This is a genomic window from Acinetobacter sp. NIOH-H-8, from assembly GCF_046635365.1.
Taxonomy (GTDB): domain Bacteria; phylum Pseudomonadota; class Gammaproteobacteria; order Pseudomonadales; family Moraxellaceae; genus Acinetobacter.
Genome location: NZ_JBHDVN010000004.1, coordinates 24998 through 51413 on the forward strand (window position 1 = coordinate 24998; position 26416 = coordinate 51413).

The 26416-nt window shown below is 35.6% G+C and carries 23 protein-coding genes; 5 read left to right on the forward strand and 18 right to left on the reverse strand.

Annotated features, from left to right (window positions below; genetic code table 11):
• Positions 1-5: 5 nt before the first annotated feature.
• The 5 genes from ACEWB7_RS03200 to ACEWB7_RS03220 form a co-directional block, all read right to left on the reverse strand.
• Entirely contained in the window at positions 6-362 is a 357-nt protein-coding gene (locus ACEWB7_RS03200; RefSeq protein ID WP_411580435.1) for a hypothetical protein, read from the reverse strand.
• A gap of 18 nt (positions 363-380) precedes the next feature.
• Positions 381-764, reverse strand: a complete 384-nt coding sequence (locus tag ACEWB7_RS03205; RefSeq protein ID WP_005005744.1) for a hypothetical protein — start codon at positions 762-764, stop codon at positions 381-383.
• A gap of 6 nt (positions 765-770) precedes the next feature.
• Complete coding sequence (locus ACEWB7_RS03210; RefSeq protein ID WP_005005745.1) at positions 771-1538, reverse strand: hypothetical protein; 768 nt, start codon at positions 1536-1538, stop codon at positions 771-773.
• Position 1539: 1 nt separating this feature from the next.
• Complete coding sequence (locus tag ACEWB7_RS03215; RefSeq protein ID WP_005005746.1) at positions 1540-2862, reverse strand: hypothetical protein; 1323 nt, start codon at positions 2860-2862, stop codon at positions 1540-1542.
• A 90-nt stretch (positions 2863-2952) separates the two neighbouring features.
• Entirely contained in the window at positions 2953-3471 is a 519-nt protein-coding gene (locus ACEWB7_RS03220; RefSeq protein WP_005005747.1) for a hypothetical protein, read from the reverse strand.
• Between the two features lie 74 nt (positions 3472-3545).
• Here ACEWB7_RS03220 and ACEWB7_RS03225 point away from each other — a divergent pair, with 74 nt between their 5' ends.
• Complete coding sequence (locus ACEWB7_RS03225) at positions 3546-3899, forward strand: hypothetical protein (protein WP_005005748.1); 354 nt, start codon at positions 3546-3548, stop codon at positions 3897-3899.
• A gap of 99 nt (positions 3900-3998) precedes the next feature.
• On the opposite strand, the gene ACEWB7_RS03230 is transcribed toward ACEWB7_RS03225, so the two are convergent.
• Positions 3999-4745: a hypothetical protein gene (locus ACEWB7_RS03230; protein ID WP_005005749.1), complete on the reverse strand. Its 747-nt coding sequence runs from the start codon at positions 4743-4745 to the stop codon at positions 3999-4001.
• A gap of 60 nt (positions 4746-4805) precedes the next feature.
• On the opposite strand from ACEWB7_RS03230, the gene ACEWB7_RS03235 reads away from it, so the two are divergent.
• Positions 4806-5168: a hypothetical protein gene (locus ACEWB7_RS03235; RefSeq protein WP_005005750.1), complete on the forward strand. Its 363-nt coding sequence runs from the start codon at positions 4806-4808 to the stop codon at positions 5166-5168.
• 175 nt (positions 5169-5343) lie between these two features.
• On the opposite strand, the gene ACEWB7_RS03240 is transcribed toward ACEWB7_RS03235, so the two are convergent.
• The 6 genes from ACEWB7_RS03240 to ACEWB7_RS03265 form a co-directional block, all read right to left on the reverse strand.
• The gene (locus ACEWB7_RS03240) at positions 5344-5643 is read right to left on the reverse strand and encodes a hypothetical protein (protein WP_005005752.1); all 300 of its coding nucleotides are present in this window, start codon (positions 5641-5643) and stop codon (positions 5344-5346) included.
• A gap of 187 nt (positions 5644-5830) precedes the next feature.
• Positions 5831-6730 (reverse strand): hypothetical protein, encoded by a 900-nt coding sequence (locus ACEWB7_RS03245; RefSeq protein WP_005005753.1) that lies wholly within the window; start codon positions 6728-6730, stop codon positions 5831-5833.
• Positions 6731-6745: 15 nt separating this feature from the next.
• Positions 6746-7525, reverse strand: coding sequence for a M48 family metallopeptidase (locus tag ACEWB7_RS03250; RefSeq protein WP_099143550.1), 780 nt, complete (start codon positions 7523-7525; stop codon positions 6746-6748).
• Positions 7518-8006, reverse strand: a complete 489-nt coding sequence (locus tag ACEWB7_RS03255) for a hypothetical protein (protein ID WP_005005757.1) — start codon at positions 8004-8006, stop codon at positions 7518-7520. The genes ACEWB7_RS03250 and ACEWB7_RS03255 overlap by 8 nt, the downstream gene beginning before the upstream one ends.
• 9 nt (positions 8007-8015) lie before the next feature.
• Entirely contained in the window at positions 8016-8525 is a 510-nt protein-coding gene (locus ACEWB7_RS03260; RefSeq protein WP_005005759.1) for a hypothetical protein, read from the reverse strand.
• A 5-nt stretch (positions 8526-8530) separates the two neighbouring features.
• Positions 8531-8953, reverse strand: a complete 423-nt coding sequence (locus tag ACEWB7_RS03265; protein WP_099143551.1) for a hypothetical protein — start codon at positions 8951-8953, stop codon at positions 8531-8533.
• 164 nt (positions 8954-9117) lie between these two features.
• Between ACEWB7_RS03265 and ACEWB7_RS03270 the strand changes: the two genes are divergently transcribed.
• Positions 9118-9771 carry a hypothetical protein gene (locus ACEWB7_RS03270; protein WP_005005764.1) on the forward strand — a complete coding sequence of 218 codons (654 nt, stop codon included), beginning with the start codon at positions 9118-9120 and terminating at the stop codon, positions 9769-9771.
• A gap of 65 nt (positions 9772-9836) precedes the next feature.
• Here ACEWB7_RS03270 and ACEWB7_RS03275 read toward each other — a convergent pair whose 3' ends face one another.
• The 6 genes from ACEWB7_RS03275 to ACEWB7_RS03300 all read right to left on the reverse strand — a co-directional run bounded on the left by ACEWB7_RS03275 (position 9837) and on the right by ACEWB7_RS03300 (position 16172).
• The gene (locus ACEWB7_RS03275) at positions 9837-10349 is read right to left on the reverse strand and encodes a hypothetical protein (RefSeq protein WP_005005767.1); all 513 of its coding nucleotides are present in this window, start codon (positions 10347-10349) and stop codon (positions 9837-9839) included.
• 7 nt (positions 10350-10356) lie between these two features.
• Positions 10357-11487: a hypothetical protein gene (locus tag ACEWB7_RS03280; protein WP_005005771.1), complete on the reverse strand. Its 1131-nt coding sequence runs from the start codon at positions 11485-11487 to the stop codon at positions 10357-10359.
• Between the two features lie 685 nt (positions 11488-12172).
• Positions 12173-13018: a hypothetical protein gene (locus ACEWB7_RS03285; RefSeq protein ID WP_024160863.1), complete on the reverse strand. Its 846-nt coding sequence runs from the start codon at positions 13016-13018 to the stop codon at positions 12173-12175.
• Between the two features lie 124 nt (positions 13019-13142).
• A complete protein-coding gene (locus ACEWB7_RS03290) occupies positions 13143-13745 on the reverse strand; it encodes a hypothetical protein (protein WP_005005776.1) in 603 nt (200 codons plus the stop codon).
• Complete coding sequence (locus ACEWB7_RS03295; protein ID WP_005005779.1) at positions 13738-15528, reverse strand: hypothetical protein; 1791 nt, start codon at positions 15526-15528, stop codon at positions 13738-13740. The genes ACEWB7_RS03290 and ACEWB7_RS03295 overlap by 8 nt, the downstream gene beginning before the upstream one ends.
• A gap of 167 nt (positions 15529-15695) precedes the next feature.
• Positions 15696-16172 carry a hypothetical protein gene (locus ACEWB7_RS03300; protein WP_005005780.1) on the reverse strand — a complete coding sequence of 159 codons (477 nt, stop codon included), beginning with the start codon at positions 16170-16172 and terminating at the stop codon, positions 15696-15698.
• 1692 nt (positions 16173-17864) lie between these two features.
• On the opposite strand from ACEWB7_RS03300, the gene ACEWB7_RS03305 reads away from it, so the two are divergent.
• Positions 17865-19499 carry a hypothetical protein gene (locus ACEWB7_RS03305; protein ID WP_005005782.1) on the forward strand — a complete coding sequence of 545 codons (1635 nt, stop codon included), beginning with the start codon at positions 17865-17867 and terminating at the stop codon, positions 19497-19499.
• 31 nt (positions 19500-19530) lie between these two features.
• Complete coding sequence (locus tag ACEWB7_RS03310) at positions 19531-26166, forward strand: strawberry notch C-terminal domain-containing protein (protein WP_099143553.1); 6636 nt, start codon at positions 19531-19533, stop codon at positions 26164-26166.
• The last annotated feature ends 250 nt before the right edge of the window (positions 26167-26416 follow it).

Genomic DNA, 26416 nt, shown 5'->3' on the forward strand with positions numbered 1-26416 from the left:
GACGCTTACTGTGAGCTTTCATATTTGTTTTTTAAGAAGTGTAGCGTAGCAATGTAGGCATCATCCCATTGCTTTTGACCTATGCTAAACCAACCGCCCCCTAAAGGCTTGTTGGTTAAGTTTGCATAGACCAAAGAAAATAATAGTGCATGTTTTACAGGTTTATGGCCAGATTGGGCATCAGCTCTAAAATCAGGCTTTTGCCAATATTCCTTTTTAGTCACTAGGCTGTCAGACTTAATTCCATTCATGTTGCCTGAGAAGTCTGGTGATGGGTTGTCTTTACGTGCACCAGCAAACTTTTTACCTACATCCGTAATAGGACCATCTTTTTTTTCATTACTATTTATTTCTTCAGTCATAGCTAAACCACATAATTGTTAGTTGCGTATATCGTCCAAGATTTCTGACAGATCAAACAGATTAATATCTTTGAGTTTTGCTTCAGCATTGATGCACTCAAGTAAATTCATAAAACCAACAAAAATAATGTGTGGTATTGGTCTATTGTTGATATGCACGGGTGTTGACCAAGTGCGTACACGCGTTTCGCATATTTCAAGCCCTTGTTCTTCAAAAAGCTTGATCAATGTCGGGATGTCTTTGTCTAGTTGAGTAAGGGCTAATAACGACCGAAATACATCATTTAAGCTAATAGAGTGGTGACGATGGTTCGGATTGTGCTGTTTTCTATTGTCGCCCTGTTGTTGATTAAAGTAATGATGTTTTTCGCGATCTTGAGATGTTCTGTTTAAATATTTCATTTGGTATTAAGCTCCAAAGAGATAGCTGTAAATCAGGTACAAAATAAAAGTTATTGTTAATCCCGACACCAATAGAGAATTGATCGGGTAATTTTCTAAGTTAAAAGGTTTTCTGTGATAGCTCACTCCCCAATCTGAAACAGATCCTCGCTCTACGGCACTATAAAAGTTAGTTTGTGAGGCGTTTAAACGGTTGTTGTCTACTGATATGAATTCCAGTTTGCACAGCAATTCGTCACTCAGGTAGTTAAAGAAAGTCGTTGGTGTACCATTTGATAGGATGTGTATATAACCGACCTGTTTTTGGGTATAACCCATTCGCTCATACGCTTTTTGAAATTCGTGCGTTAAAGTCGCACTAAACTTATCCCCCTTATTTTTGGCAATCAGTTCAATTGGTGGCTCAGCTCCAGCCTGAATAAGCTTGGTGAATTTAGGACTACCACAACCCCAATTTTGAGAGATCCAAACACCGCGTTTTGTGTCGTGAATCAAACCATCAACAATGACCACGGCTGCATCACCGATGTCGCCGTTTTCTTTTTCTGTAAATTCGGTGTTATCAACGTCTTTTCTGAATTCTTCAGGCATTGGCCTTAAAACTTCTAAAAGATTGGTACTGTCACTTTGTACATGACCAGTAGCCAAAATCATCGACTCAATTTTTTTTAGGGCATGTTCAGGTACTATCAATACTGAATGTACACGCTGGTCATACGCATCAGATTGAATGTCTTGAGCTTCGGTATTCTTTTCAATAGTGCTTAATTCCATATTATTTCTCTGCCTGGGCTTTCTGGTATTCAACTGCAGTCTTCATTGAATATTCGGTATCATCTTCGTGCTCTGTACCAACCATGCTTTGCTGACCTTGGTATATACCTTTAACAGCATTGACGAATGCGTTATGCGCCGTAGCGTTGTAATACGTTAAGTTTCCAGCACTGGTCGAATCATTGAATGTCAAAGTATTAGGAACATGCCAAACTGCTGAATAAGCCTTGCCATCGATAACAACAATAGGTTCAAACTCGACCGCTTCACGGTGCTTGGTTTCATTCCATGGTGTATAGAAAACAGTATTGTTTTTGAGGTTGTAGACCTTGAATACGATCTGGCCAAGATTCCGTATTTTGGCCTCTTTGTTGTATGCCTCTAAAACCTTGTCTTTTTGGAAGTCTGTAATTTCAAGCTCAGGGTTCTTCGTAATCACCAGTGTTTCATCAGTCGTTTTAATCTCAGATGGAACGTAGATTTTTGAACCTTTAGGGAAACGTCCTGATTTCTCCAATGCGGATCTAAACTTGTTATTTGCATCCAAGAAGTTGCCAAACTCACTACTGAAGTAGCTGTAAAAATTTGATGCACTGGTGAACATGCCAAACTGATTCACCCGAACAATTTGCTCAGATACAGTGGATGCTAAACTTGCATATGGTTTGCCCGACACATCAATTTCGCGCCATTTGTAGTTACGTACACCTACTTCTTTGTCGCATGCATCATTAAACATAGATGTAGAAACAATATCGCCGTCCAAGCGCTTCACATAAGCAACCGGGTAACTGCGGATAGGTGCCATACGAACAGCTTTGTTTGAATTGGTGTAAAAGCCAGATGACGAAATGATATTTTGTTCAGATGATTTAATTTGATAACTTCGTAATGTATTTAACTGTCGATCAAAGCTATCAATTTCAGATTCATATAAAACATCACCCTCAACAGATGTTGCGATTGAATAAGGGGCATACATCACATCGCCCTGAACTTTATCCATGATCTGCTCAGCTTCAATACGATATAACGGCTGTGAGAACATGCCATTTGATGCCAAAGCTGGTAGATCTCCCCCTACACCAAAATTACACGCTACTTTGTGGCTGGTGGTAGAAAGGCTTGATTGAGGTAATTTGTAGTTAGATGGATTGTAAGTGGTAACACGTTCATCATATTTGCGAACTTGTTCCTCAACTTTCTTTTCAATGGGATCTATTTGTTCTTCTTGAGATGCAGTATCAGTATTTGAAGGCTTTAACTTATCACAACCAAATAGCAAAACTGACAATATCGCTATGGTAAGGGTTTTCTTATTCACTAATTAATGACCTAACTTAAAACTACTAATACCCCACATTATAATTAAAAATAGGTATTAATGAAGTGGTATTTAATAGTTTAAGGACTTTTAAGCGAAAAACCCAATATCATTAATTAGTTTTAACGAACATTCTTTTAATGCAACTTCATAACCGCCGTTATTATTAAATGTAAAAGCAAATGGTAGCATTTTATCAATCGCAAATATCTTCTCTAATAAGTCGTTGTTTTCTGCAGATGGCTTATCCTTTAAGGCATATTGCATGGAAAACTTAGCATTTATACCCGTGCTTTTATATAAAGCATTTATTTGTTCTTTAAGGCTTTTTTCCACTTCTTGCACAGTATTGAAAATAAAATTCTGATTAACAGTGAATTTATCAGTTTTCAAAGATCCAAAGGTCCACGCCAGACTCTCCGAAACCACATACCCTAGAACAGTCTGCAATTCTTCATCTTCAAATTTGTGATAATGAACGTATGATTTAGTTTTACCGTTAAAATATAAAATAGAAATGGAGAACAACACCTCTTTGTGAGCATATTTAAAAGGTACTTTAACAAGACTATAAAAGTTTAAGAGCTCAACGTTGGAGGCTTTAGACATATTTTTTAAAAAAATTTTAAAGACATTAAAGTGATTATACTAAAAATATCAAAGAAATGTTAAAGGGTTTTAAAATGGATACAGTTGTTCTAAAAAATAGTTTAATTGCTAGTTTAGTTTTTGTATGTGTGTTCCTGGTGTTCCAAAACATCGACCATAGAGTTTCTGAACGTATACAGCTTGAGTCAACCAGTGCAGCATTCGAGTCGCTTGATAAAGACTTTTCTGCGATCAAAAGAAATGTGGATACTGAATTCAATAAGCTCCCGAAGTACGTGAAGCCAAGCAAAGAGCAATCGATCAATGATGCATTGGAATTCATTAAATTCTCGAAACAGACCTTTACTGACACAATGGCCCAAAATGAAGAACTTTTAGCAGAAGTTAAGGGTTTTGAGAAAAAGGCAAATGATGTTTTAGAAAAATAATAGTTATTTTAAAAAGAAAAATGGGAAGCTATAAGCCTCCCATTCTTTTAATGTCGTAAGAAACATTTAAATTTTGTTCTTAAAAGTATTATAGTAAAACTAATAATTTATGCAAATACTTTTAACAGAAATATCTAAAAGGTCTTTAACACTCAACGAATCCGAATAACTTAGACAGTGTGAATAAATTGTTAAAGTAGTCGAGTGTATATGTAAAACATTGGTATACCCATTAGAGATATGCGAATTATTATATATGTAAAACCTAACATACTTTTTAGTCGTATCTTGCGTAAAACTTACCAGATAATCTTTTGTGTTTTCATTTATGTTATCTTCGTATTGCTCTGTTATGCTCAGGATCTCTTTGCTGTTCAGCCAATAACTGCCTGTTTTATCTTGTTTAATCTGTTCCAAAATCAAATTATTTAATGACTGGTACTCTTTCGTTATTGCTTTGGCATATCGTTTTGATGACTGATGTTCTTTCCAGTCAATTTTTGCTTTCTTAAACAGTTTGAAAGCTGTAACCGCGCACAATATAGCTGAGATGGTACATAATATTATTCTACTACTATCACCTATAATGCCAATCATTCCTAAATGCACATCTTTTGAGAATAAACCGTTCAAAGATAGGTATACGCCAAAGATACAAAAACTTAACGCAAAAACCACAACTAAAATTAAAGTTGCTCTAATTAAAAGCTCATTAAAAGTAATTTTTCTTAAACTTTTGGTATAAAGCTTAATCTTATCTTTTTCAGATTTTAACATTTTAGCCAAGAACTTATGTTCTCTTTTTCCTCTGCTAAAAGGTGGTGTTACAGCATCTTTAAAAGTCATGTATAATCAAAAGTATTTTAACGTTCCATTAAATATACACTACACCTGGGCCTATTTAAAATGAAACATTATAGAATTATCGCTATTTTAATACCTTTAATATTTTCAGGTTGTGCAGCAAGCCACTCAGACAAAGAGCTTGTTGACTCTTATTACAATGACCAACAAAAAACAATAGAAAGCGATGTAGATCAACTCGTTAATTCCTACTCCGCTAAAGTCGTTACTCAGTACTACCCTGAACCATACTTCAATCCAACCAAGCCAATACCGCATTATTACGCTTTAAAGCTTGATGAAATGGGTATCCCTTACCCAAAAGAGCTTGTATACGACAATGCCGACTATAATTTTTATAAAGAGCAGGCTAAGTTTAATGCAAACAATAATGACGTAATTGATACAGATCACCACGATCACTAAAACTTTTTTATCGTAGGTGTTTTGTTGAGGGGCGTTTCTTGCCGAAACCTTTCTTAACCCCTTAGTGTATGAGGGTAAAAGATTCATACTATATTTTAGAAAATACACTTGATGGAGATAAAGACCAAAAAATCAAAGTGTTGAGAGTAAGCCAGTATGATACTTTTTATTACCCTCATACATTATCTTCTGAACTATCTTCACTCCTTTTTTGATTGGCTTCTTTGATAACATTTTCAATAAAACAGATAACTAAATTTAAAGCGATTAAAAATAATACGATATAGCCAATAGTTTTTAGAGTTAGTACAAAGTTATTGAATACATAAGTTGATGCTTTTCCTATTCCTATATAAACCACATAACATGCAAATATAACCAATGCTATTGCACTAATTGAAATTATTGCAAGTCCAGTATTTTTTAAAAATGAGCGCAATAAGTATTTATCGAATTTAGAATTATTCATAGCCATATACTATCCTTCATAAAAATTTCATTTTCTAACATTGAACGAAGCGCAACTATTGCTGCACCACCGCCAACAATAATTATGATAAAGCCGAATAAAAAATTGAGATTCATGTTTGCAGCTATGTTTAATTATTTAGATTTAAGCAACTTAATTAGTAGCATTACAATAGTTATTGTACGAGAGTACTTTACTCTCGTACACTTAGAAGATAAGCATCTGGATTCGTTTTTAATTCTTTATCTAACATTATTAGCTTATTCAACATATCTTGGTTTGTCGTCTTGGGAATGATCCAACCGCCAAAACTAATATTGTTTAATTTGATGTTAGGTAGTGGATCTTGTCTATTTTGTTCCAGTAACCAAAGATAGTTTTCACTACAAACAAATAAGACTTTTAATTCCTGATCAATGCGCCGTAAATCACAATATCTGAATAGGTTTACGTTACCTGGTGCTTCAGCATTGATAATTGGTTTTTTTCTTGTTTTTTCACCATGTAACTTAAAGTATTTAACACAACTTTCAATGTCACTTTTTAAATTGATTGGTGCAGTTTCTATTGGTGCCTCTGATAATTGTTCTTCAGCATATTCAAAATAGATCCAACATACATCTTGGTCTTTTAGCTTTTCAAAAAGCCAATCTGGAACGTCATGCAATTTTTGTTTTAGTACAAATGGTTTTCCTACATTCGTAATCTTGACGCTTCTTTTCTTGTACGTGTCCAGCTCCCCTATCTTCTTCACGCCACTTTTATATAAATAACGGTTTTTGAGAACTACTTTACTCTTTTTTACCTCTTTTTCAGGTTTAGGATCAGTACTGGATTTTTCAGGCTCAACATTCAAACAAAAGTAATCTATTCCTTTGGTAAACAATTGAAACTTCCCCTCCTTTTCAATTAAGGCAAAATTCCCTCTGATTTCAGCACCTACTATATCTTTAGATATTAGAAATCGATCATCAACGGTTTGTTCATTTAAGAGCAGTAAAGCCGATTTAAAATCTACTTTGTGTTCTGGTATTACAACATAACCGTGGTCAAACAACTTTTTGCTCACTCGGATAACTGTGTAAATATCCATAACCAGCTCCTTATATTATTTCCTGTAATTTTGGTTGATGTATTCTTGGATCGCTACAATTCTTTTTTCTGAAGTAGGATGCGTTGATAAGAAATCAATTTTAGTGCCCTGTTTTTCTTGGGCTACTACTTTATTCCAAAAGCTGACTGCGCCCTGTGGGTTGTAACCAGCACGACCCATAATATCAACACCTAGAAGATCCGCTTCACTTTCAAGTTTGCGCGAACCAGGTAAGTTAACCCCATAATCGCCTAGTAAACTTGTGCCAGATACAACCATGTCACCAAGACCAGCCGAACTAGCTGCAAGCACACCTAAACCAGTTAAAAGCTTTTTACTTACCTTTTCACGCCCATGATCACGTAAAGCATGTGCAATTTCGTGGCCGATCAGTGCAGCCAATTCATCATCAGTTGCATTAATTTTTGTGATAGAACCAGTCAACACACCGATCTTGCCTCCAGATAGACAAAACGCGTTGATTTCATTATCTCGGATTGTATTAACTTCCCAATTCCAATTTGCTGCGTCAGCTCGATAATGTGGAACTTGTGCGATAAGACGTTTTGCTACTCTATTTACTTGAGCGTTATTCACAATCAATCCACGCTGTTTAGCAGTCGTGATGATGTTGTTGTAAGACTGAGTACTTTGCTGAAGATATTCTTTTTCAGAATACAACATGATTTGTTTGCGTTTAGAACCCATTCCATCAATAGTACTAGATACGCAACCAGTTAAAAGAGATCCGGCAACAGCCAAAACACACAAAGATTTCATCTTAAAATCAAACATTTTGTTTTCCTTTATGTTTAAAAACATTTAACAAGTTAAAACTGCGCTTATTAAGCTTGTTTTTATCTTCCAAATCAGTAATACATTTAAACTCTTTTAAGATGTTTTTGTAATGCTCTTTTTGTTCATTTTCTGACTTATTAAAACCTTTCAAAGCTAACTGTTCAATAGTTTTAGGGCTGAATAATTTCAGAAGAACTATATTTAATATTAAAGTACCAGCCAGTAAGCCCAACGCATAAAGCTGAACAACTGAAGTACTGTATTTAGGTTCCATCGGACCAAGTGAACCAAAGCATATAAAGCTAAATACAGATAAAGTAACTGCAGCTATAAAACTAGATACCGTAACTCTAATCTTGAACTTATATCGTGCAATTAAAGCGACAATTAAAAAACCAAAAAGTATGGTACCAATTGCCGTAGCCATTATGACTAAAAAGAGCCCAGGGTTTGTGTTTGATGGATCTAACATTTCCATAGAATATCCTTAAATAAAACCCTTGCTTTCTAATAGGGTGAAACGATCTTTAAACAGTACAAAGAATGTTTTTTTAACGCTTTCGTACTGGTGTTTGATAATGTCTAAAGCACTATCATATGCACCTAGTTTCACGTAATTAACAAAATTGGCATGATCAAAACCTTTAAGTTTGTGACGTTTAATAAAGCCCTTAAAGTCTTGCTCTTTTTCTTTAAATTGATTCTCAAATTCAAAGAAAAGTTTGCCTAATTTCATGCTGTATAGTTTTAAATTGACAATAAATTCGACTAAAGGTGTTTCATTTCCTCTAATCGTAACCAGCATGTCTTTATCTTTTGTGATTTCGAGCGATGGTAAAAAATTAGAAAAATTAACCAGTAGATCACTTAATAAAACTTGTTTATTAAAGTATGTGACCAAAACAGGTGCGCTATCTGGCACATACGCTTTGATACGTTCAAATTTACTTAAAGCTTCTGGAGAAGCATGACCACTAAGGGCTAATTTCACTAACATATAATTCACTCGACATCTAATTCATTTTTTAAAACCAATTTGTATTTTGGATGAACCCCAAGTCTAAGTTGAAGTAATGTCCACGCTTGCTTTGTTATTAACTTTTCGCCACTTTCAAAGTTTGACCACTGTATATTGTTGTACAATCCTGTGTGACTAGACATTTTGGTTTTACTTAAACCACTCCAGACTCTTAGTTGTTTTCCTAAGACTGGTATTGGAACCAGCATTAAACCATTGTCCTCTTGTTCCTTTAAAATCTTTAAAGCTGCCTTTTTACCTACTAATTGACCGCCATCTTCACAAATATAAGTAATACGAGCTGTATATTGTTCAGAGTTTAAGCAATCTTCTAACAATGCTAGAACTTCATCCTGAGGATTCGTTAAACCCCCTCCAACCGTATCGCCTGTATCAGTTTTAATCACGAGTTATACCTTTTAAGATAGATATTCTTATAGTATATACGAAAAACATTTAAAAGATTTTTTTAAAAAAACAAAATGTTCATTTTTTGTATTTTAGCTAAAACCACTTATAATATGATTATTGGTATTAACCAAAGTTTAAAACATATTGAAAGGTGTTTAAAATGACTAACTCTAAAACTAACGCTAAAACCAAAGAGAACCGCTTAAACCAAAATGGCAGTTTAAGCAAAACCGACCAACGCAAGCTTAAACCTATTTCTTTTTGCTTATTAGATACAGAACAAGTGACAATGCTGGAGAAAATTGAAAAGTTTCAATATGGCAATTTCTTTAAAAACATTATAGCTTCTATGACTGATGAAGAAGTTGAACAGATCGCGAATAGCAACAAGAAAAGCGATCCAATCATTCCTCAAAAATTACTAGATCTAAACATCACAAAAGGTTTCTTATCTTGTCGTTCAATTGCAAAGGTGCTTTTTAAACACAATAAAGTTGAATCTATGCTGCATGAGCTACGTAACTTTATCTCTGACGAATTCATTTTAAAGTTAGCTGAAGACCGCAACTTAACACTATCTATAAGCGACTCAGAAGTCGATTCTAATACCTCTTCAGGTATGTTTGATGATCGCTATGCGATGGCTGATACTGGCTATAAGAGCCGTACAACACCTGTTTTCAATCAGCAAAATATTGAATCTATAAAATCCATTGTTCGTGAACATGAGAAGCTTCCAAAACATGTCGAATTAGACAATGATTTCATTGAACAGTTTATGAATGACAATCCTGAAGTATTCGCAAAATTATAAAAACACAAACAAAAAAAACCATCTAATTTTTAGATGGTTTTTTTATGTCTTAATTATTTCTAGAATCAGCTATAAAGCTTCGCTGGCTCGTCTGCAACTGGTATCACTGGCTGTACTTCTTGCATAAGAATTTTAGTCACTTCATCCAGTGGTGCAATGTTGGAAGGTAAAAACTCTATTGCTTCAGGAAATTGTGATTTAAGGTAAGCATCTATGGCTTTGTGAATAGCTCGGTACCATTCTCGCGATTCGCTCTCTAAATTAAACATGCTTGAAATTGAAGCTTCTAGATCCGCAATATATTTACTTGGTAGTAAAGCTTTACGCTCCATATAAGCTTGATGTGCCATAGCAAGCCAGATAAAGCGATTTAATTCCTTACTACTTCCCTCTACGCTATTATCTTTAAAGTTCAACGTTCTAAATTTGCAAATGTGAAAATGTTGCTCACTAAAATATTTAAAGAAATCTTCATACTCAATTACAGAAATGGATTTTTGTAGCACCAATGGTATATCTAATGCGAGATCCACTTCGACTTTACGTGTACCAATGCCATTTTTAATAACAAATTTCATATTCACCTCAAAATAAATTAAATTGTTTAAAGGTGTCTTTATCATTAAAAGTAACCAGGTGATGCGATTCAATTAACGATTTAAGGTCCTTAGCCTGAGCAACTGGCTGTATTTCAATGCTGGCGATTTGTGCAGCTTCATGAATTAACCCTATGATTTGAGCACGGCTTTCTAAATATGCAGATAGATCGCGAGTTTCTTTGAATGAAGAAATGACAAAGTTAATATTCTTTTCTAAATTCTCACTCAAACTGCTTAGTGTTTGGTTAATTGGTGCATACTTTTCTATATGCTCTAAGACTGTTGCATGATCTAGAAAAAAACTAACTTCCAGCAATAATGAATTGTAAAAATCAATAAAGTTCGTTTCTTTTTCAAAGATGAAAATTTCTTGGCCATCTTCGTCATTAGGTATCTCAATTGAACCTTTTGAGATCTCAAAACTTTCATCCCCCAACAATGTATGCAGAATTCGGCCTAAGTGTTCTGCATGTGGTTTGCTGTTAGTAAAGTTGATTTTCAAGTTTTCATTTGAATCAGCAATACGGACTAAAATATAGTTTGTTGTGTGAAATAATTCATCTGCATTGTCAGTAAAATTTAACATTGAAATCTGATTATCTGTTCCAGCATCAGAATCAAGTTGCTTATCCAAAAATTCATGGTTATCAATAAAAAGCTTAGCTACACCGTTTGTAATAATGCTTTCGTATTCACCAAAGTTTTGTGCAAGGTATTCGCTCATTAAATTTGGCAGAACTTCTAATAAACTTTTTTTAAGATCCGATAATTCAATAGCAGAATTGAATAACGAATCTGGCACAAGGTTCTCTACCTCTTCATCAAGTGCTTCATCGTTTGGTGACAACCCTTTTTGCTGTGCAATTGCATTACGGAAGGAAGCCATAATTGAGATTGTCAAAATTGAAAGTGTTACCGTTTTAACCCATTCACTTTTCACATCGTTAGGCACGTAAAAAGCGCAATTACTAACCCACTGGTGGTTATGATTAAGAATCCGCTTTAAAGGGGTTTTAGTGGCTGGAAAAATTTCAAAGACAGTATTTAAGATTGGGTTTTTACCCAATTTGATGCTTTTATTATTACCGTAAAAATAGATGCTGCGAATATCAGACATAATATACTTTCTTAAACTTAACGTTGGTTACATATTATCACTGATTTAGTTTTAAAAAATATTTTTTAAAACTATTAATTTTATTTTTTTGTGTTTTAATTCTGCCCTTGTTCACTGCTTTTAAAACCCAAAAAAACAGGTAACTTTTGCTTAGGCTACGGTGGGAACTTGGTATTACAGTGTTATTTGGTAGCTAAAAAATTAAACATTGATAAACTATTGATAGTAAAAGAGATAAGGAATAGATAGATTTCTTTGCGTGTAGGGATATACTTTTCATCAAACATTTTGTTTATCGCATACAGAAGTGAAGAAAAACATAAAATGAATATGATGATTTGCAATATATATGATGGAGTATTGAGGGTTTCTGGTAGATATTTAATCTTGTATATCGTTGTATTTAAAAACATTTCAAACACAAAGAATACAACTACAAAGATGTAGCAAATATTGAAAATGGCAACTAAGTTGTATGCCGATTTGAGTACCAGGCCTGTCATCGATTGTTCACTTGAATCAATCTCACCCGTTTTTGGAATTTTAAAAAGCACAACGCATTCCAGTTTTAAGAGTGTATCTATTATACTTTTAGAATACCTTTTATCAACTATAAAACTTTGTTATTAAAATAAAAAAATGGCCTTTTAAGACCATTTTAAAACACCCTACCCTCCTTTTAAGACTAGCCGTTGTGCTTATCTTTAGAATCACGGTAAGTAGAGATATGGTAGAAGAAAAAGCACGATAAAAGTGAGAAAAGCACCACCCCGAACGTGTTCCAAAATCTGCTATTTGATAGTTCAGAAATACGTTTATTGATTTCTGAGATAACACATGGATTCGCTTTTGCAACTTCAACATTTACATTGCAGACTTCAGCATATTGGAATAGGAATGTTTTATGGCCAATATCATACATTTCTTGGATCTGGTTAATATTGGTCGTATTCAGAAGAACCATAACAAGAGAGATCAGTGCTACAAATATAGAGATAACAAGAAAGCACTTCACAATGATTTCACGAGCCACATCATCAACACCACTTAAATATCTTTCGAGCAATATATTTAGCTTAGTTCGACCATCAAGGATAATGTTATAGTCATGTTTTACTTCATTATTTCCTGTATGGTTTTGATTTGTTGGTTCAACAGGAATGTCAGATAATTCGGCTGGTAAAGTGACTGCAATTACATCTTTTTGTTCTTCAGGTGCTAAACTTTTATTGCTGCTGTTTGATACAAAATCTTTTAATAAGGGTACTGGCTCACTTTTAAGGTGTTCTGTTTTTACAACCTCGTGAGCCGACTCATTTGCATCGAATAAGATCTTGTCTGTTCTTTCTGGATGCTTGAGATGTATATATTGATAAATAAAATAATTGATCTTTTGCTGTAAGACCGGGCTTTTATCAACTTCACTTTCCACATCTGCACCAAAAGTCTCAGTTATAGATGATTTTAATTCTTGTACTTCGGATTGATTCAGCAATTGATATAGTTCATATATTGTTTTAGAACTGATCATGATAAAACCCACATTAATATTCATTAAACTGTTAGTAGTATATAGAATGTGGTTTTAAAATAAATAGGTATGTTTTAAGAATAAAAAAACCGCCTTTTAAGGACGGTTTTAAAAGGGGGTTTAATTAGTATAAACAGTTGCCGTTTGCACCAATAGAGCGTCCATTCTGGCTTAAATACCGTTGTACGGTGTTAGCAACATCTCTTGGGAGTTGATTATTCACTTTTTGTATAACATCGACTTTGTATTTATTCTGACAACTCACAATACCAGCCAACATGTTATTGATCAGTGATGTATTGTCTTTACCATCCAATTTACGTGTTTCTTCGTTTATCACTATGAATTGAACAATATTTAGATAGTTATTCGTGAGGTTGTCACCACTTTTTGATGACTTGTTTAGATTCTCAATGGTCGAATTCAAGTTATTCATTCGTGCTTCAAGGCCAGAATCACCAGTGACATTTGCATTATTGTTTTGGTAACGCGTAGCTGTGGTGTTCCGATTAGAATTATATTGTCTTTGCTGTATCGGCTGTTGCTGAACCTGAACTGGTGCTTGCTGTTGAATTTGACCAGGTGCTTGCTGTTGTTGAGCTGGCACTTGCTGAGTTGAATCTTCATTTGAAGTTGCTTTTTTATACCAATCACTAAAATCGGCATTTGCACTACTACTCAATATAGTAGCCGTAAAAATTGCACATAAATAAAGTTTATTATTCATTGTCTGAACTCTCTTTACCGTTGTAGTTCGCTGGACTAATAGCTTTTAAACTGAACTCATTTGCAAGTTTCCACAACCGCATAAATGTCTTTTGCTTTTCTTGTACCCAATAGTCCTTATCTTTTTTTAGAAGATTCTTTAATACATCTGAGTTCAAGTGGAAATTATCATCAAAAAAATGTTCAAACAGGAGTTCTGTTAAATAGTTTTGAGTTAACGTTTTTTTATTTTCATTACCCGTACCAAAGAATATTTGGCAAAGCTTTGTGCTTTCACACACGAGATCTATGTATTTTTTCTCGTCTGCATTTCGCTGGTGGCGCAAATGAGGATGTGTAATAAAAATAGAATTACGTATGAAAGCATAATCAATAATTACAGTAGCTTCCGTTTTCTTTGAAATGTACTCAGCGTTTGTAAGAATTTCACAAGTGGTAACATCAACTTTGTCGCGAATATTAATGAATTCGCTTGAGAAAGTAGATGCACTTTTGTTTTCGATCTCAACTTTCTTATCACGATTTCTCAGATAAAGTAAATTATCTGCTTGCTTCATATCGTTTAGGAATCTTTCAAAGAAGTGATTACTTTTATATAGATCTTCTAGAGCTCGCGTAACATAAGACGCAACCAAATTAAGATTTTTAGCTAAATATGATGGTCCATTCTTAGTTGTATAAGCAGCTAAACGATCCTTAACAAGTTCTATTACTTTTTCAGGTTCACCATTATTCAATCGAATTGCTGAAGTGAAGAGCGCATTACTGATTTTAAGCTCATTGCCCTGTTCATCCTGAACCTTTGCACACATTTCATTTAATGTATTAAGCGCTTTACGATAGTTGGACTTCAACTGAATCTGAAAACGATAATTGCAAAAATTGTCACGATCTGGTGTACGCTTATTGCATGGTTCATACTTAACAGAAATAAATAATTCAATAGATGGATTGTTATTCAGTCTTTCTAATGAAACAAGAAGTCGTTTACGGTAAAAATCACTTGCTTTGTATTTAAATTCTACTGAAAACTCGGTTAATGCTTTGAAGTCAATGTAAGGAATAACCACTTCGCCACGAAACTCATTGATCTTCATCAAGTTATACATATAAAGATCAAAACGGTCCTTAAATCCAAGAACCGTTAAAGTGTCGAGAACTGTGTAGCGCCCCTTTTTATCAAAATCTAATTCAGATAGATTGGCAATCAACGTTTCTTCAAGCTGATAGCAAATAAACGCATTGTTATCTAATTCAAAATAGCCCGTACTGGCAAACATTCTTTTATGAGTTACGCTGTCTACGTCATTTCTTGAAAATGGTTCGCTGTCCATTTGGCGTAAAGAGCTCATTGGTAGCATCACTTTACCAACACTATTTAGCGTATTCCATGCCAAAGATTTGATACGGCCATTGCTAAGGTAATTAGCTTTATTTTTGAATAAAAGAATTTGACGGATGTATTCAAAATTCAGAACAAAGTTGTTCGCTAGTTGTAATGCTTCAATTTGGGATAATTCAGGTTTTTCAGCGATAACGCGCTGCAGCTGATGTGCATACTTATTTTTGGCATTCACCAACATTAAGTAAAAAATGAATTGATCAACAACTGGAATATCTAGATAACATTCGACTATGAAATTACTGATTTTGTTGCCGTAACCCAAGAGATCCATGGTTTTTGTTTCGGCATTAATAATTGAGTCTTTGATTGACTGCGATAGTCCAAAAATTTCATCTTCTGAAATTCCTTTACTTATGCAGACTTGTGAAGAATCTTGCATAACTGCTCCACTTTAGACAACGTACAACGTACATTGCCTGAGATTGAATTAAAAAATAAAAATAAAAATATATTTGCAACCCAACTAACGTTGTAGTCTTTTCGCTTTAAAGCTGTGTATATACTAACTAAATTTTAGACAATAAAAAAGCCTCGTCAGAGGCTTAATTACGCAATTAACATTATTTGTTGACCGATCTGCGGTAACTCTAGTTTAGAAGTAGTGAACCTGTATGGTAGCTTCTCATATATGCTTTTAAAACTAAGAGAATTTCTAAAAAAATCAAAGCTTTTAGTGAGTTTAAAAGTAATATCGCCACTTGATAAGATTTGAATTTCGTCAATCATAGGTGCTGCAGCTTGCTTCGCATCTGTATCAATCATAAATGATAAATCACAAGCTTCACGCATGATCTGGTTGATAGTTTTCTTATTAAAATCTAGACCTGTAACGTGGTTAACTTTTTCAGCTGATACAACGTATCTACCGTCTTCTGCAGAATAAAATGCATTTAAATTATCAACTAGAATAAGCAATTCGGCAGATAAAACACCTTTTAGCAAAATATCAGACGAGCCAGAGCTAAACACATTGAAGTCAATGAGTATTTTTTGATGTCTAAGACTAAATGATTGATATTGCATATCTCGAATTCCCATAGGCATTCTGAGTAGACATTATAGCATCAATTCGTTAATTAGACTACGATTAAAAGCATTTTTAACAGTAATTTCTTAATAAATAAGACTATGAAAAACAGTGCCTTATATGAGTAATATTCACAATTACAATGTAAGTTAACCAATGTAATACTTGATCAAATAAATATGTGCTCAAGATAGGCACCCAGCGAAACTTTTTTATAAATGGTTTGTAAACTTTCTTCCGTCCTAATGACGTAAGTTATTGTTTTATAGTGGTGCCAAAATACGAGCGAAACTTTTTTATAAATGGGTTGTAAACTTTCTTCCGTCCTAATGATGTAAGTTGTTGATTTATAGTGCTGGCAAATTTCGAGCGAAACTTTTTTATAAATGGGTTGTAAACTTTCTTCCGTCCTAATGATGTAAGTTGTTGATTTATAGTGCTGGCAAATTTCGAGCGAAAGTTTTTTATAAATGGGTTGTAAACTTTCTTCCGTCCTAATGATGTAAGTTGTTGATTTATATTGCTGGCAAATTTCGAGCGAAAGTTTTTTATAAGTGGGTGTAAACTTTCTTCCGTCCTAATGATGTAAGTTGTTGATTTATAGTGGTGCCAAAATACGAGCGAAAGTTTTTTATAAATGGGTTGTAAACTTTCTTCCGTCCTAATAGCGTAAGTTATTGATTTTACTTTTTTGTCCAGATCCAATAGCTCAACTATCATAGATAGTATGTTTAGTATGTTTTAAGGTTAGGTTATAACTTTTTGGCTGTACCTAACTTCCAGCGAAAGTTTTTTATAAATGGGTTGTAAACTTTCTTCCGTCCTAATGACGTAAGTTATTGATTTATAGTTGTGTCAAAATACGAGCGAAAGTTTTTTATAAGTGGATGTAAACTTTCTTCCGTCCTAATGGCGTAACTCATTGATTTTTTGTTATAGTCTGAACTCAGCGAAAGTTTTTTATAAATGGGTTGTAAACTTTCTTGCGTCCTAATGGCGTAAGTTATTGATTTGTCGTAAAACAAGCTAAATAGCGATCGTTGGGTCATATATAAGGGCTATTCCTCATAAAATCTGAAAGTCTTTATTATCAAGGCTCTCAGGAAATTGGAGAAGTTATCCGCAACGTTTTGAATTTAATTTGCGCTCAAATGAATTTAATTTGCGCTGGAAGTATTTTTTATTCTATTTAATTTTATTATAAACAGCGACTTACAACACTTGCTAGTTTGCAAATTTCCAATATTGCAAAAAGCTAAAAAATGAACAATATTTTACTCATATTTTTAAATTCATTCTAATATACAAGAACTTAATTTGTGGATAGAATTTAATAGGAAAGTGGATAAAAACATCAAAAACCAGCTAAAAACGCCTTATTTTCTAAAAATTCAAATTCAATTTGCGCTCAAATGAATTTGATTTTCGCTCGTACCATTTGTGTTTTTCCGTACTAATCCTGTAATATCATGAAAAATAAGCATAAAAAATGTCCCTAATTAACTTCCCTTAATTAGAAAGATAATAAACAAAAAATTTCTTTTTAAAAATTTACTCTTAAACTTTTTAATATATTTTTTAATTTTTTATTTGCCTCCTTAGTATATACCAATGAGGTTTTGTAGTATTTTATAAATAGCTTGAGTCAATGACCAGCAATCAAAAATATAAAGCGTGGAATTTAAGAAATGAGTAAAAGTGATAATACGATTAAACGTATCGTCATGACTGTAGATCAATTTTACAAACATGATGAACAAGACGAGCTGTATGCATACGGCTTTGATATGTCTACCAATGAACCAGTTCGCATACGAATGAGTTCATCTGAAGAATTCACGAAGATCATTAATAAACTCAACAAGCATCATACTGAGAATGTTTCAGTAGATGAAGTCCACGCAAAATTTGATTCTGGACGTAACCAACGTACTTCATTAGACACACATAATCGCGGTGCTAACCGTGGTCGAATTATCTGTTTTGACAAATGTGTTGACTCACCCTACGAATCTCTTGACGGTTATAAAACTTATGTTGCTCAGTGGTGCAACGTAATGAGTAACAACCCGAATTCACAATTAATCAAAGCAGTCACTTCTATCAATGTGCATCAACAAAAAAACGGCGATTTCTTTGTTAAAGCTCAAATCATTGAAGATGCAGCACATATGCAAGTGCCCAATGTAAAAATTAATTCTCCAGCACTTCATAACGCTATTATTAAAAATAATTTACAGCTTCTTGTTAAATCTTTATCGAATAGTACTGACAACCAACCTGAGCGCATTCCATTTTCAAAAATTGTTGTGCGCTATGAGTCTGGTTCTGTATTAACTACAATCCCATTGATTCCAACCTATGACAGTGCTGATCGTGAAAGTGTTAAGCAATTCGCTAAGCCAGATCCGTTGATGCAACGTGGCGGTATTGATAAAACTAAAAAGTCTTATCGGGTTGCTAAAGATCCGATTGAAAGTATCAAAGATATTTTGAACGGCAATGACTTTCACACCGCAACTTTTGATCCAAATTTTGTACCATCCAACCAGCATGAAAAAGACCAGTTCGATAAACAGGCTCAGAACGTTTATGTTATGGACCAGGCCCGTATTGCCCTGTTTGCATTACTTGGCGATCGACAAATTAAAGTGTTCTACAATGAAGATGTAGACAAAGAAAAAAATCAAAATTTAAAACGTCTTTACGCTGGCTTGGTGAGTCAAAAATTACTGCCTGAGGTTTATCATGGCCAACAACTACAACTAGGTGCGCTTTACAAAGACACGTTCTTAAAGAAATTTTTCAACAATAAAACGCCTCACGCTGGTTTTCGCAAGGTAGATCCAGAAATAGATTTACGTACTGGTGAGGGTGTTCGTGGTGTTGGTGCACCTCCCCTAGTGAATCAATTTACCGATGACTACGGCAATCCAAAACCGCACGACTTAAATCCTCAATTTTTAAGTCAAGTTGATCGTCAGACCATGAATAAATTGACGCATGCAAAACAGCAATTTGCTGAAGCGTTTATTGTTATTCAACCACACCAACGGAACTCGAATAATTGTTTTGTCTCGTTTATCGAGCCTGTTGAACTTACTCAAACCCGTATGAATGCGTTGAACTTTTCAGAAATTACGGTAGAGCATGTACAGCAACATAAAGCTTCAATCGATAGTCCGTTATCTAAGAACTTCAACCACGATCTTTTACCTGATCCACAAGAGTTAATGATGAAAGTCAGACAGCCAGAAATGGATGTTAAGAAAAGCCAAGAAAAGGCTGCGACTTCTGATGTCTATAACGACATGACTTTTTAATCAAATTTAATAATTCTTCTTCAGGTTCGCTATGACTACTCATGATTTAAACGAAAAAATTAAATGGATCGACTTATCACAAGCTGGTGTATATCTCGATGTACGGCGTGTTGGCCAGACGGATAGCCAATTACTCTTATTGGACGTTCAAAAAAAACTATCTAAAGAAAATTTGAATAACATTGGTTTTACACCGATGAAGTTTGAGGCTTATCCTCACTTTGACGGTCACTTGTATCAATACAATTTGAATGAAACGATCAAACCAAGACTGTTTCATGAAGTTTTGGGTATTCCAAAAGAATTTATCCGTAGTGTGCTTGCGACTCGCCAAGAATTGCATGATTTGTTCAATGCCCAAGCAAAAACATTGGTGCCACAACGATTGAACGTTGCGTTGAATAGTGCAACTCCACTCGGTTATAACTCTGATGGCAACAAAATCTATGCTTCAGCTCATAACCGTTTTTACGTGAATGCCCAAGGTACGCAAATACCTGAAGGTCCTAATGATCAGCCGTCTAGTCTGTACTTACGTGCGACCAAGCAAAAAGATTTAAAAGAATGCTTAAGAGGCTATATCTATCAATTAGAACATGAAACAAAGAGCCATAATCACCAGGACTTTTTAAAGTTTTTAGCTCTAATCACGCAAGCCAAAAATGCTGACGTTGATGTATCCAAGGTAACAGATAAACAGATCCATACTGCAGAAGAAGCGCTTGAAACAGTGATGGTCGAAAAGTTAGGTGAGCTTGATTTTACTGAGAGCTCATTTAAAACGAGTTTAGCGTTATACAATCGCATGCCGACTAAGACCATGCGAAACAATACGATTCGTATGTTACAGCAATATTCGACTCCAATCCCGATGTCACTTGTGGCTCAGCGCTTATTGATTGAGGGTGATAACCGAACAAAACAAAACTTTTCCGTGCTCGAGCCAACTGTGGGTAATGGATCTTTAATCGGTTTATTAACCCAAGAGCGTAATGCTTCTGTCTATGCGGTTGAGTTAGATCCCAAACGTGCTGAACGTACAAAAGCACTGACTCAAAATTATGAATGCACGGTTGTTACTGCAGATGCTACACAAATTGATTTTGAGCAAACGTTTAAGCAAAAAGTTGACTATGTGATTGCCAACCCTCCTTTTGGTGCTATGGATAAATTAGAACGTGTTGCACCAATTTTGGTTCAACAGCGTAACGGCGTAGATCCAAACCCATTATTGGTAGATCCATCAGAAAACGTCTGGTTCAGTACGGATAAATTGGACCATGCCATTCTGGTTAAATCACTAAACGCACGAAACGATCAAGGGCGTTCAGTTTTCATTATTGGCTCAGATAAACAGATTTCAGATGGTACGGTTGAGCGTAAATCAAAGAATTTACTCAATTATCTCTATAAGCATTATGAAGTTGAGGCGGTTGTAGAAATCCACGGCAATGCATATGCACGAAACGGCGCTAATCAAAATGTTCGTATGTTGGTGGTAGGCAATCGTAAAAATGAACAAGCGTTACTACAAACTTACCAATCTTCTGTGGTACCAGATAAGTTGAAAGTCATAACGGACTATGACGAACTTTGGGGATGGGCTAATAACGTAATCTATAAACGTTTGAATCCGAATAAGGATCTATACTTCAAGCCAACTACTCCGACTCCAGTTGAGCAACAAGCACAACAAGCACCAGTGGTTGAACCTGTTGTTGAGGTTAAGCCTGTTGAAAAAGAAAATGACGATTTGTTTGCCAGTCTAGGTGATGAACAGCCTGTTTCGCCACTTGAAGATATTGCATCAAGTGTAACGCCTACGTCTGCAGTCACTATGTTTGATGAAGTCGTGGTCGCTAAAGAAGAAGAGATTAAGCAAGAGGAAGCTGTCAAACCAAAACCGATGTTTGGTCGTAAACCTAAATCAAAACCGAATAAAGTTTCTTTTGACTTCGGAACCGTTGAAGTTAGTACGCAAACAACCAGTTCAGATGATGATGTACCTACACCAACTGAAGCTACACCAACGTTTGAAAATGAAAATGACAATGATTTCGTGCCTGAGGTAAAGAATCCGCACGAGAACCAAAATCAGGATGAAGACCTTGACGATGACGTTAATCTTCAAGTAGGTGATACCACGGCGACCAATGAGGGTGAAACACCTGAACAAACACCAGCTGAAGAACCAGCGGTAGAGCAAGTAAAACAGGAACCGGGTTTAACTGCTGAAGAGATTGCTAAGTTAAATTCTGAATTAGCGATCGGTACTGAGCAAAAAGAAGAAGAACCGACTGTTGAATCTGACCAATCAAATTTACAGCCGATTGTTCCTGTTCCTAATGCTGAAAACACAACAGAACCAACTCCGGAAAATATATACCAAGTTAAGTATATACCGATGTCCATGGCATCTGAGCCAATTGCTTTAGTGGCTAAAAACCAGATTAAAGCGATTAATCAGGCAAATGCTCAATTGACTAAACACATCCAAAATGTATTAGGTTTTGGGGGTATCAATTTCCAAGCTGAAGTCGATAATGGTAACTACCCTACTCTTGTTGATGCCTATGTCGCTAAGAAATTGCAATATGACAATTTTGATGCACTAAAGTCCGCTTTTGCATGTGAACAGGTCGATGCGGTTGCCCATATCATTTTACGTTTTGACCAAAACTTACCTGTGCTTATTGGCGACCAGACGGGTTTAGGTAAAGGTCGTATTGCAGCTGCGTGTTTACGATATAGTGCGTTAAGAGGAAAGCCCCCTGTTTTCCTTACAGATACAACGCAACTCTTGAACGACATTTGGCGTGATATTGTTGCTACAGACAGTGACAAGTTCTTTAAAGATCCGTTTATCTTTAACTCGGATGCTGTGATTAACCGCTTTGGTACTGAAGAGGTTTTATTCACTGGCCAAGATCTGCCTAAGGAAATTGAAGATATTCCAGCGCAACATGACTTGGTATTGGCAACGTATAGCCAATTTAACCGACCAAACCGTAAACGTGCGTTATTGACTCGTTTTATTAATCAAGACACTGTTTTGGTGATGGATGAAACGCACCGTGCAGCATCCTTGAAATCAGCTACAAGTCAATTTTTCTTAGATGTTATTGATCAGACCAACCTAATTAATTTCCAGTCTGCATCGGCAATTAAGAAACCTGAAAATCTTGAATTCTTCCATAAATTGTTCCCTCGATCCGTATCTCGTAATGACTTACAAAAGGTTATCGATAATGCAGATGGTCCAATTTTGGAGTTTATTTCTGAAGGTTTGGTAGATAGCTCTGCAATGATTCGTAGAGAGCAAGATCTCTCGCACATTACCATTCAAACCTTTGTGCCAACTGAAGAGGAAATTAAGAAATTTCACAATTACTCAGATGTTCTTTCTGACATCTTGACGGACATGGTGAAATTTTCTAAAGACATTCGCCTCGATGCGCTAGAAAACATTGCCAATGATGATGATGCTGTTGCCAATTTAGACTTTCATCAGGATTCAGACGATCCGAAAAACCGTTTAAGTTTGAGTGTGATGAACTTTGGATCTCGAATGTACCAGATCCAAAAGCAATTCCTATTGGCATTGAAAACTGACTCTACAAGTGATGCTGTGATTCAGGCGTTACATGAGGGTAGAAAGCCCGTGATTGGTTTGGAAAATACGGGTGAGAGTCTATTCAACATTTTGATGCAAAGTCGCATGGAAGCGATTTTAAAAGCAGATACGGCGCAAGACGTTACCGCTGATTCGCCTGAAAAAGAAAAAGCGTTTAATAACTTCAAGTCGGTATCGTCAGAAATTGAATTTCTTGAAAGTGAGCTTCAAAAACTCATGATCAAAGAAAACCGTGACGCTGGCGATGAAAAAGCAGCGAAAAATATTCAAAAGGAATTGACTAAGCTTGAAGATAAGCGCGGTAGCTATCTGCAAAGTCAAATTTCTGTTTTAGATGAACTCCCACAATTCCGTGACTTGCTTGAAGTGATGTTAGATCGCATCGATGTGGTGAAAGCTGAAGATAACTACGGTAACTCGTTCGTTAAGAAGCTCAGTACGGAAGTGACATTTAATGAAAACGGCGATCCAGTGGTAAGTCCGTATAAAATCATTTTGGATCGTATCAAAGAAAAGATTCAAAAGTTCCCTGACCTACCTTTGATGCCTTTGGACGTACTACGTAACAAGGTGACAAAAGCTGGCTTCAAGATTGATGAAATCTCTGGCCGTCAGATCCACTTAACGGAAACAAGAGACGGCAAATGGAAGGTTAATAAACAAGAGAACAATACGACACAAGGTAAGATTTTGGTTCAATCAAAATTCCAATCTGGTGAAATCGATGTTGTTATTGTGACTCGCTCTGGTTGTACGGGTATTTCTCTACATGCAGCCAAAAACCCTGATCCTACAATTCCATCGGATCACTTGCGCCAACGTGAGTTGTTTTTCTTGCAAAAACCTGAGAACTCTACCGATACGATTCAGATGATCGGTCGTGTGGGTCGCCGTGGTGAAGAATCACATCCGATTATGACGACAGTAGATTCGGGTATTCCAGCAGAAACACGTATGCACTTAATGATGATGCGTAAACTGTCTACCCTATCAGCGAACGTCTCTGCCAACTCAGAAACCAAGTTTAACGAAAACGATTATCCTGACATGCTCAACTACATTGGCAACCGGGTAGCGTTGGACTATTTAAAAAATAACGTAAACTTGGCGAACACACTTGATATTGATATTTCGGATGATGAAAAAGGACCATCATATCGCACGGCGCAAAACTATCATGTGAACCAGTTGCTATCTAAACTGATTTTGATGCCGATTAGTCAGCAAGAACAGGTTTATCAAGACTTGGTTGTTGACTATAACGATAAGATCCGTGAATTAGACTTGTTGGGTCGTAACCCTCTCAAGACCAACTTTTTAGACTGGAAAGCTAAAAAAGTCCGTGAGTTTGAAGTGAAGGACAACTTCTTTACCGTGACTTCAGAAACAGAAGCAGCCAAGATCAATACCTTTGATCTACCTGTGCGTTTTGAAGGTCTGCAATACATTGAACATGTTGAGCCATTACGTGCTGACAATCTAAAACTCATGTTCAAAGAAAGTGATGATTATCTGGTGCGTCAATTTAAACGTATCAATGAAAACATCAATGAAACGGTACACGGACTACTACACTATGCCTATAACTTTGAGGCATTGATGTACCAAAAATATGAAGGCTTTGCTAAGCAAAAGTTATTTTTCAAAAATGGGCAAATGCGTGGTGAAGTGATTCGTGATTATCGACACGAAGTATTTGATCATTTCGGTGTTGTTGAAGCCAATGTAAAACACATTGATGATATTCAATTTCGTAAACCTGATGATCACTCTGCAGATGCTTTTGAAAAAGTAGCTGAAGCGGTTTATCTTGCCAATGATCCTATTTTGACCTCTAACTTTGATCGCATGTATCGAATTGTTCAGGATCTAAAATTCTTGGCTCGTTCTATGGAAAGGAACGAAAAAGAAGGTCATTCAGCGCATGGGTTATTGTTCCTTATCTCAAAACCTAGTCTTTTTGATGATGAAGTGACGCCAGATCACAAAACAGGTGCTTTGCTACGTCTAGACCTACCGCCGTTACGTGTAGGTGCAATCACACCGAATGCGGTTAAGCTTGATTTGGTTTACCCTGGTGATAAGAAGTCGTTTAAAGTTCCACTGATCAATTACACCATGCAAAATGCCAAGCAAGACTTGGATTGGGTAGCTCCAGTGAGTGAAAAAGGACGTATTATCCTAAAACGCTTCAATCCTGAATTTTATTCTTATGCTGATGTGAATAGACGTCATGTTGAGGATCGTCAACCCTTGGTGAACTTATTTACTGAACAAAACAATTATTCCCGTTATACGCGTACTTATTTTGAGAAAGCGCCGTCTGGTGATGTCACACGACAAGCGATTACCTTAACGGGCAATATGTTCAAGGCACATAAGATTGTCAGCTCACTAGATCTACGACATTCAACCGTTATATTTACCGATGCTGATGGTATGCGTAACCGTGCGTTATTATTGCCATCAAATACACCAACTGACTTGTTTGAAAGCTCTCTTGAAAACCAAGTGACGTTTAAGCAAGTTAAAGAGATTGCGAACTTCTTTAATCAATTGCCTGTAAACATTGATTTCAACCGCAATAACTATGTGGGTACTAAGGTTAATTTCCCGTACAAGAAAGCAAGTATTGAGTTCTACTACAACGGGTCAGACTGCTTTAATGTGACGGTGAAATCTGTTGCAAAACAGTTCAATCGCTTTATGTCGAATACCAACGTATTCCATGATCCTAAAGGCGGTAAAACAGATGAATCGTTGAACATCCACTTTACTGAGCCAGGCCGTAATGAGTTTAGATTTGCGCTTGATCTCAAGGATGTTGAACGCTTTGTTGACGAGCTGGACAGTACAACCAAAATTGAAGCTGCCTTTTTGGATTTAAAATCTAAGCTTCCTGATGGTAATGATTACTTTTTAAATGAAATTAACCGTATGCTTAATCCTCCAGAAGAGCCAGCTTATAAGGCTGAGTTACCTAAGGGTAAAACCTTAGATAACGATCAAGAAATCCAGCAATTATCTTTCTAAAACCCTCCCTTAAAAGGTATATACCAGACCATACGTGAATAACAATTACGTGTGGTCTAGTTCGTATATACCATGTATCATATCCGTGACGATCACATTGACGTTTTAAAAAACAAATACAGGTATTTTATGTGCAACTCTAATCCCTTAGAGGAATCTTCTAATAACTCAGATTTAGTGGATTTTGACAGTGAATTAGACATCACAACTGGTTTTAATTCTGACTTTAAAGAAGACTTTATTTGGAATG

Coding starts and splice junctions, on each gene's coding strand:
- ACEWB7_RS03295 (WP_005005779.1), bottom strand. CDS start 15,528: ATGCAAGATTCTTCACAAGTCTGCATAAGTAAAGGAATTTCAGAAGAT.
- ACEWB7_RS03220 (WP_005005747.1), bottom strand. CDS start 3,471: ATGTCTAAAGCCTCCAACGTTGAGCTCTTAAACTTTTATAGTCTTGTT.
- ACEWB7_RS03275 (WP_005005767.1), bottom strand. CDS start 10,349: ATGAAATTTGTTATTAAAAATGGCATTGGTACACGTAAAGTCGAAGTG.
- ACEWB7_RS03235 (WP_005005750.1), top strand. CDS start 4,806: ATGAAACATTATAGAATTATCGCTATTTTAATACCTTTAATATTTTCA.
- ACEWB7_RS03230 (WP_005005749.1), bottom strand. CDS start 4,745: ATGACTTTTAAAGATGCTGTAACACCACCTTTTAGCAGAGGAAAAAGA.
- ACEWB7_RS03300 (WP_005005780.1), bottom strand. CDS start 16,172: ATGCAATATCAATCATTTAGTCTTAGACATCAAAAAATACTCATTGAC.
- ACEWB7_RS03245 (WP_005005753.1), bottom strand. CDS start 6,730: ATGGATATTTACACAGTTATCCGAGTGAGCAAAAAGTTGTTTGACCAC.
- ACEWB7_RS03200 (WP_411580435.1), bottom strand. CDS start 362: ATGACTGAAGAAATAAATAGTAATGAAAAAAAAGATGGTCCTATTACG.
- ACEWB7_RS03280 (WP_005005771.1), bottom strand. CDS start 11,487: ATGTCTGATATTCGCAGCATCTATTTTTACGGTAATAATAAAAGCATC.
- ACEWB7_RS03205 (WP_005005744.1), bottom strand. CDS start 764: ATGAAATATTTAAACAGAACATCTCAAGATCGCGAAAAACATCATTAC.
- ACEWB7_RS03305 (WP_005005782.1), top strand. CDS start 17,865: ATGAGTAAAAGTGATAATACGATTAAACGTATCGTCATGACTGTAGAT.
- ACEWB7_RS03290 (WP_005005776.1), bottom strand. CDS start 13,745: ATGAATAATAAACTTTATTTATGTGCAATTTTTACGGCTACTATATTG.
- ACEWB7_RS03210 (WP_005005745.1), bottom strand. CDS start 1,538: ATGGAATTAAGCACTATTGAAAAGAATACCGAAGCTCAAGACATTCAA.
- ACEWB7_RS03255 (WP_005005757.1), bottom strand. CDS start 8,006: ATGGAAATGTTAGATCCATCAAACACAAACCCTGGGCTCTTTTTAGTC.
- ACEWB7_RS03240 (WP_005005752.1), bottom strand. CDS start 5,643: ATGGCTATGAATAATTCTAAATTCGATAAATACTTATTGCGCTCATTT.
- ACEWB7_RS03285 (WP_024160863.1), bottom strand. CDS start 13,018: ATGATCAGTTCTAAAACAATATATGAACTATATCAATTGCTGAATCAA.
- ACEWB7_RS03270 (WP_005005764.1), top strand. CDS start 9,118: ATGACTAACTCTAAAACTAACGCTAAAACCAAAGAGAACCGCTTAAAC.
- ACEWB7_RS03225 (WP_005005748.1), top strand. CDS start 3,546: ATGGATACAGTTGTTCTAAAAAATAGTTTAATTGCTAGTTTAGTTTTT.
- ACEWB7_RS03250 (WP_099143550.1), bottom strand. CDS start 7,525: ATGTTTGATTTTAAGATGAAATCTTTGTGTGTTTTGGCTGTTGCCGGA.
- ACEWB7_RS03260 (WP_005005759.1), bottom strand. CDS start 8,525: ATGTTAGTGAAATTAGCCCTTAGTGGTCATGCTTCTCCAGAAGCTTTA.
- ACEWB7_RS03310 (WP_099143553.1), top strand. CDS start 19,531: ATGACTACTCATGATTTAAACGAAAAAATTAAATGGATCGACTTATCA.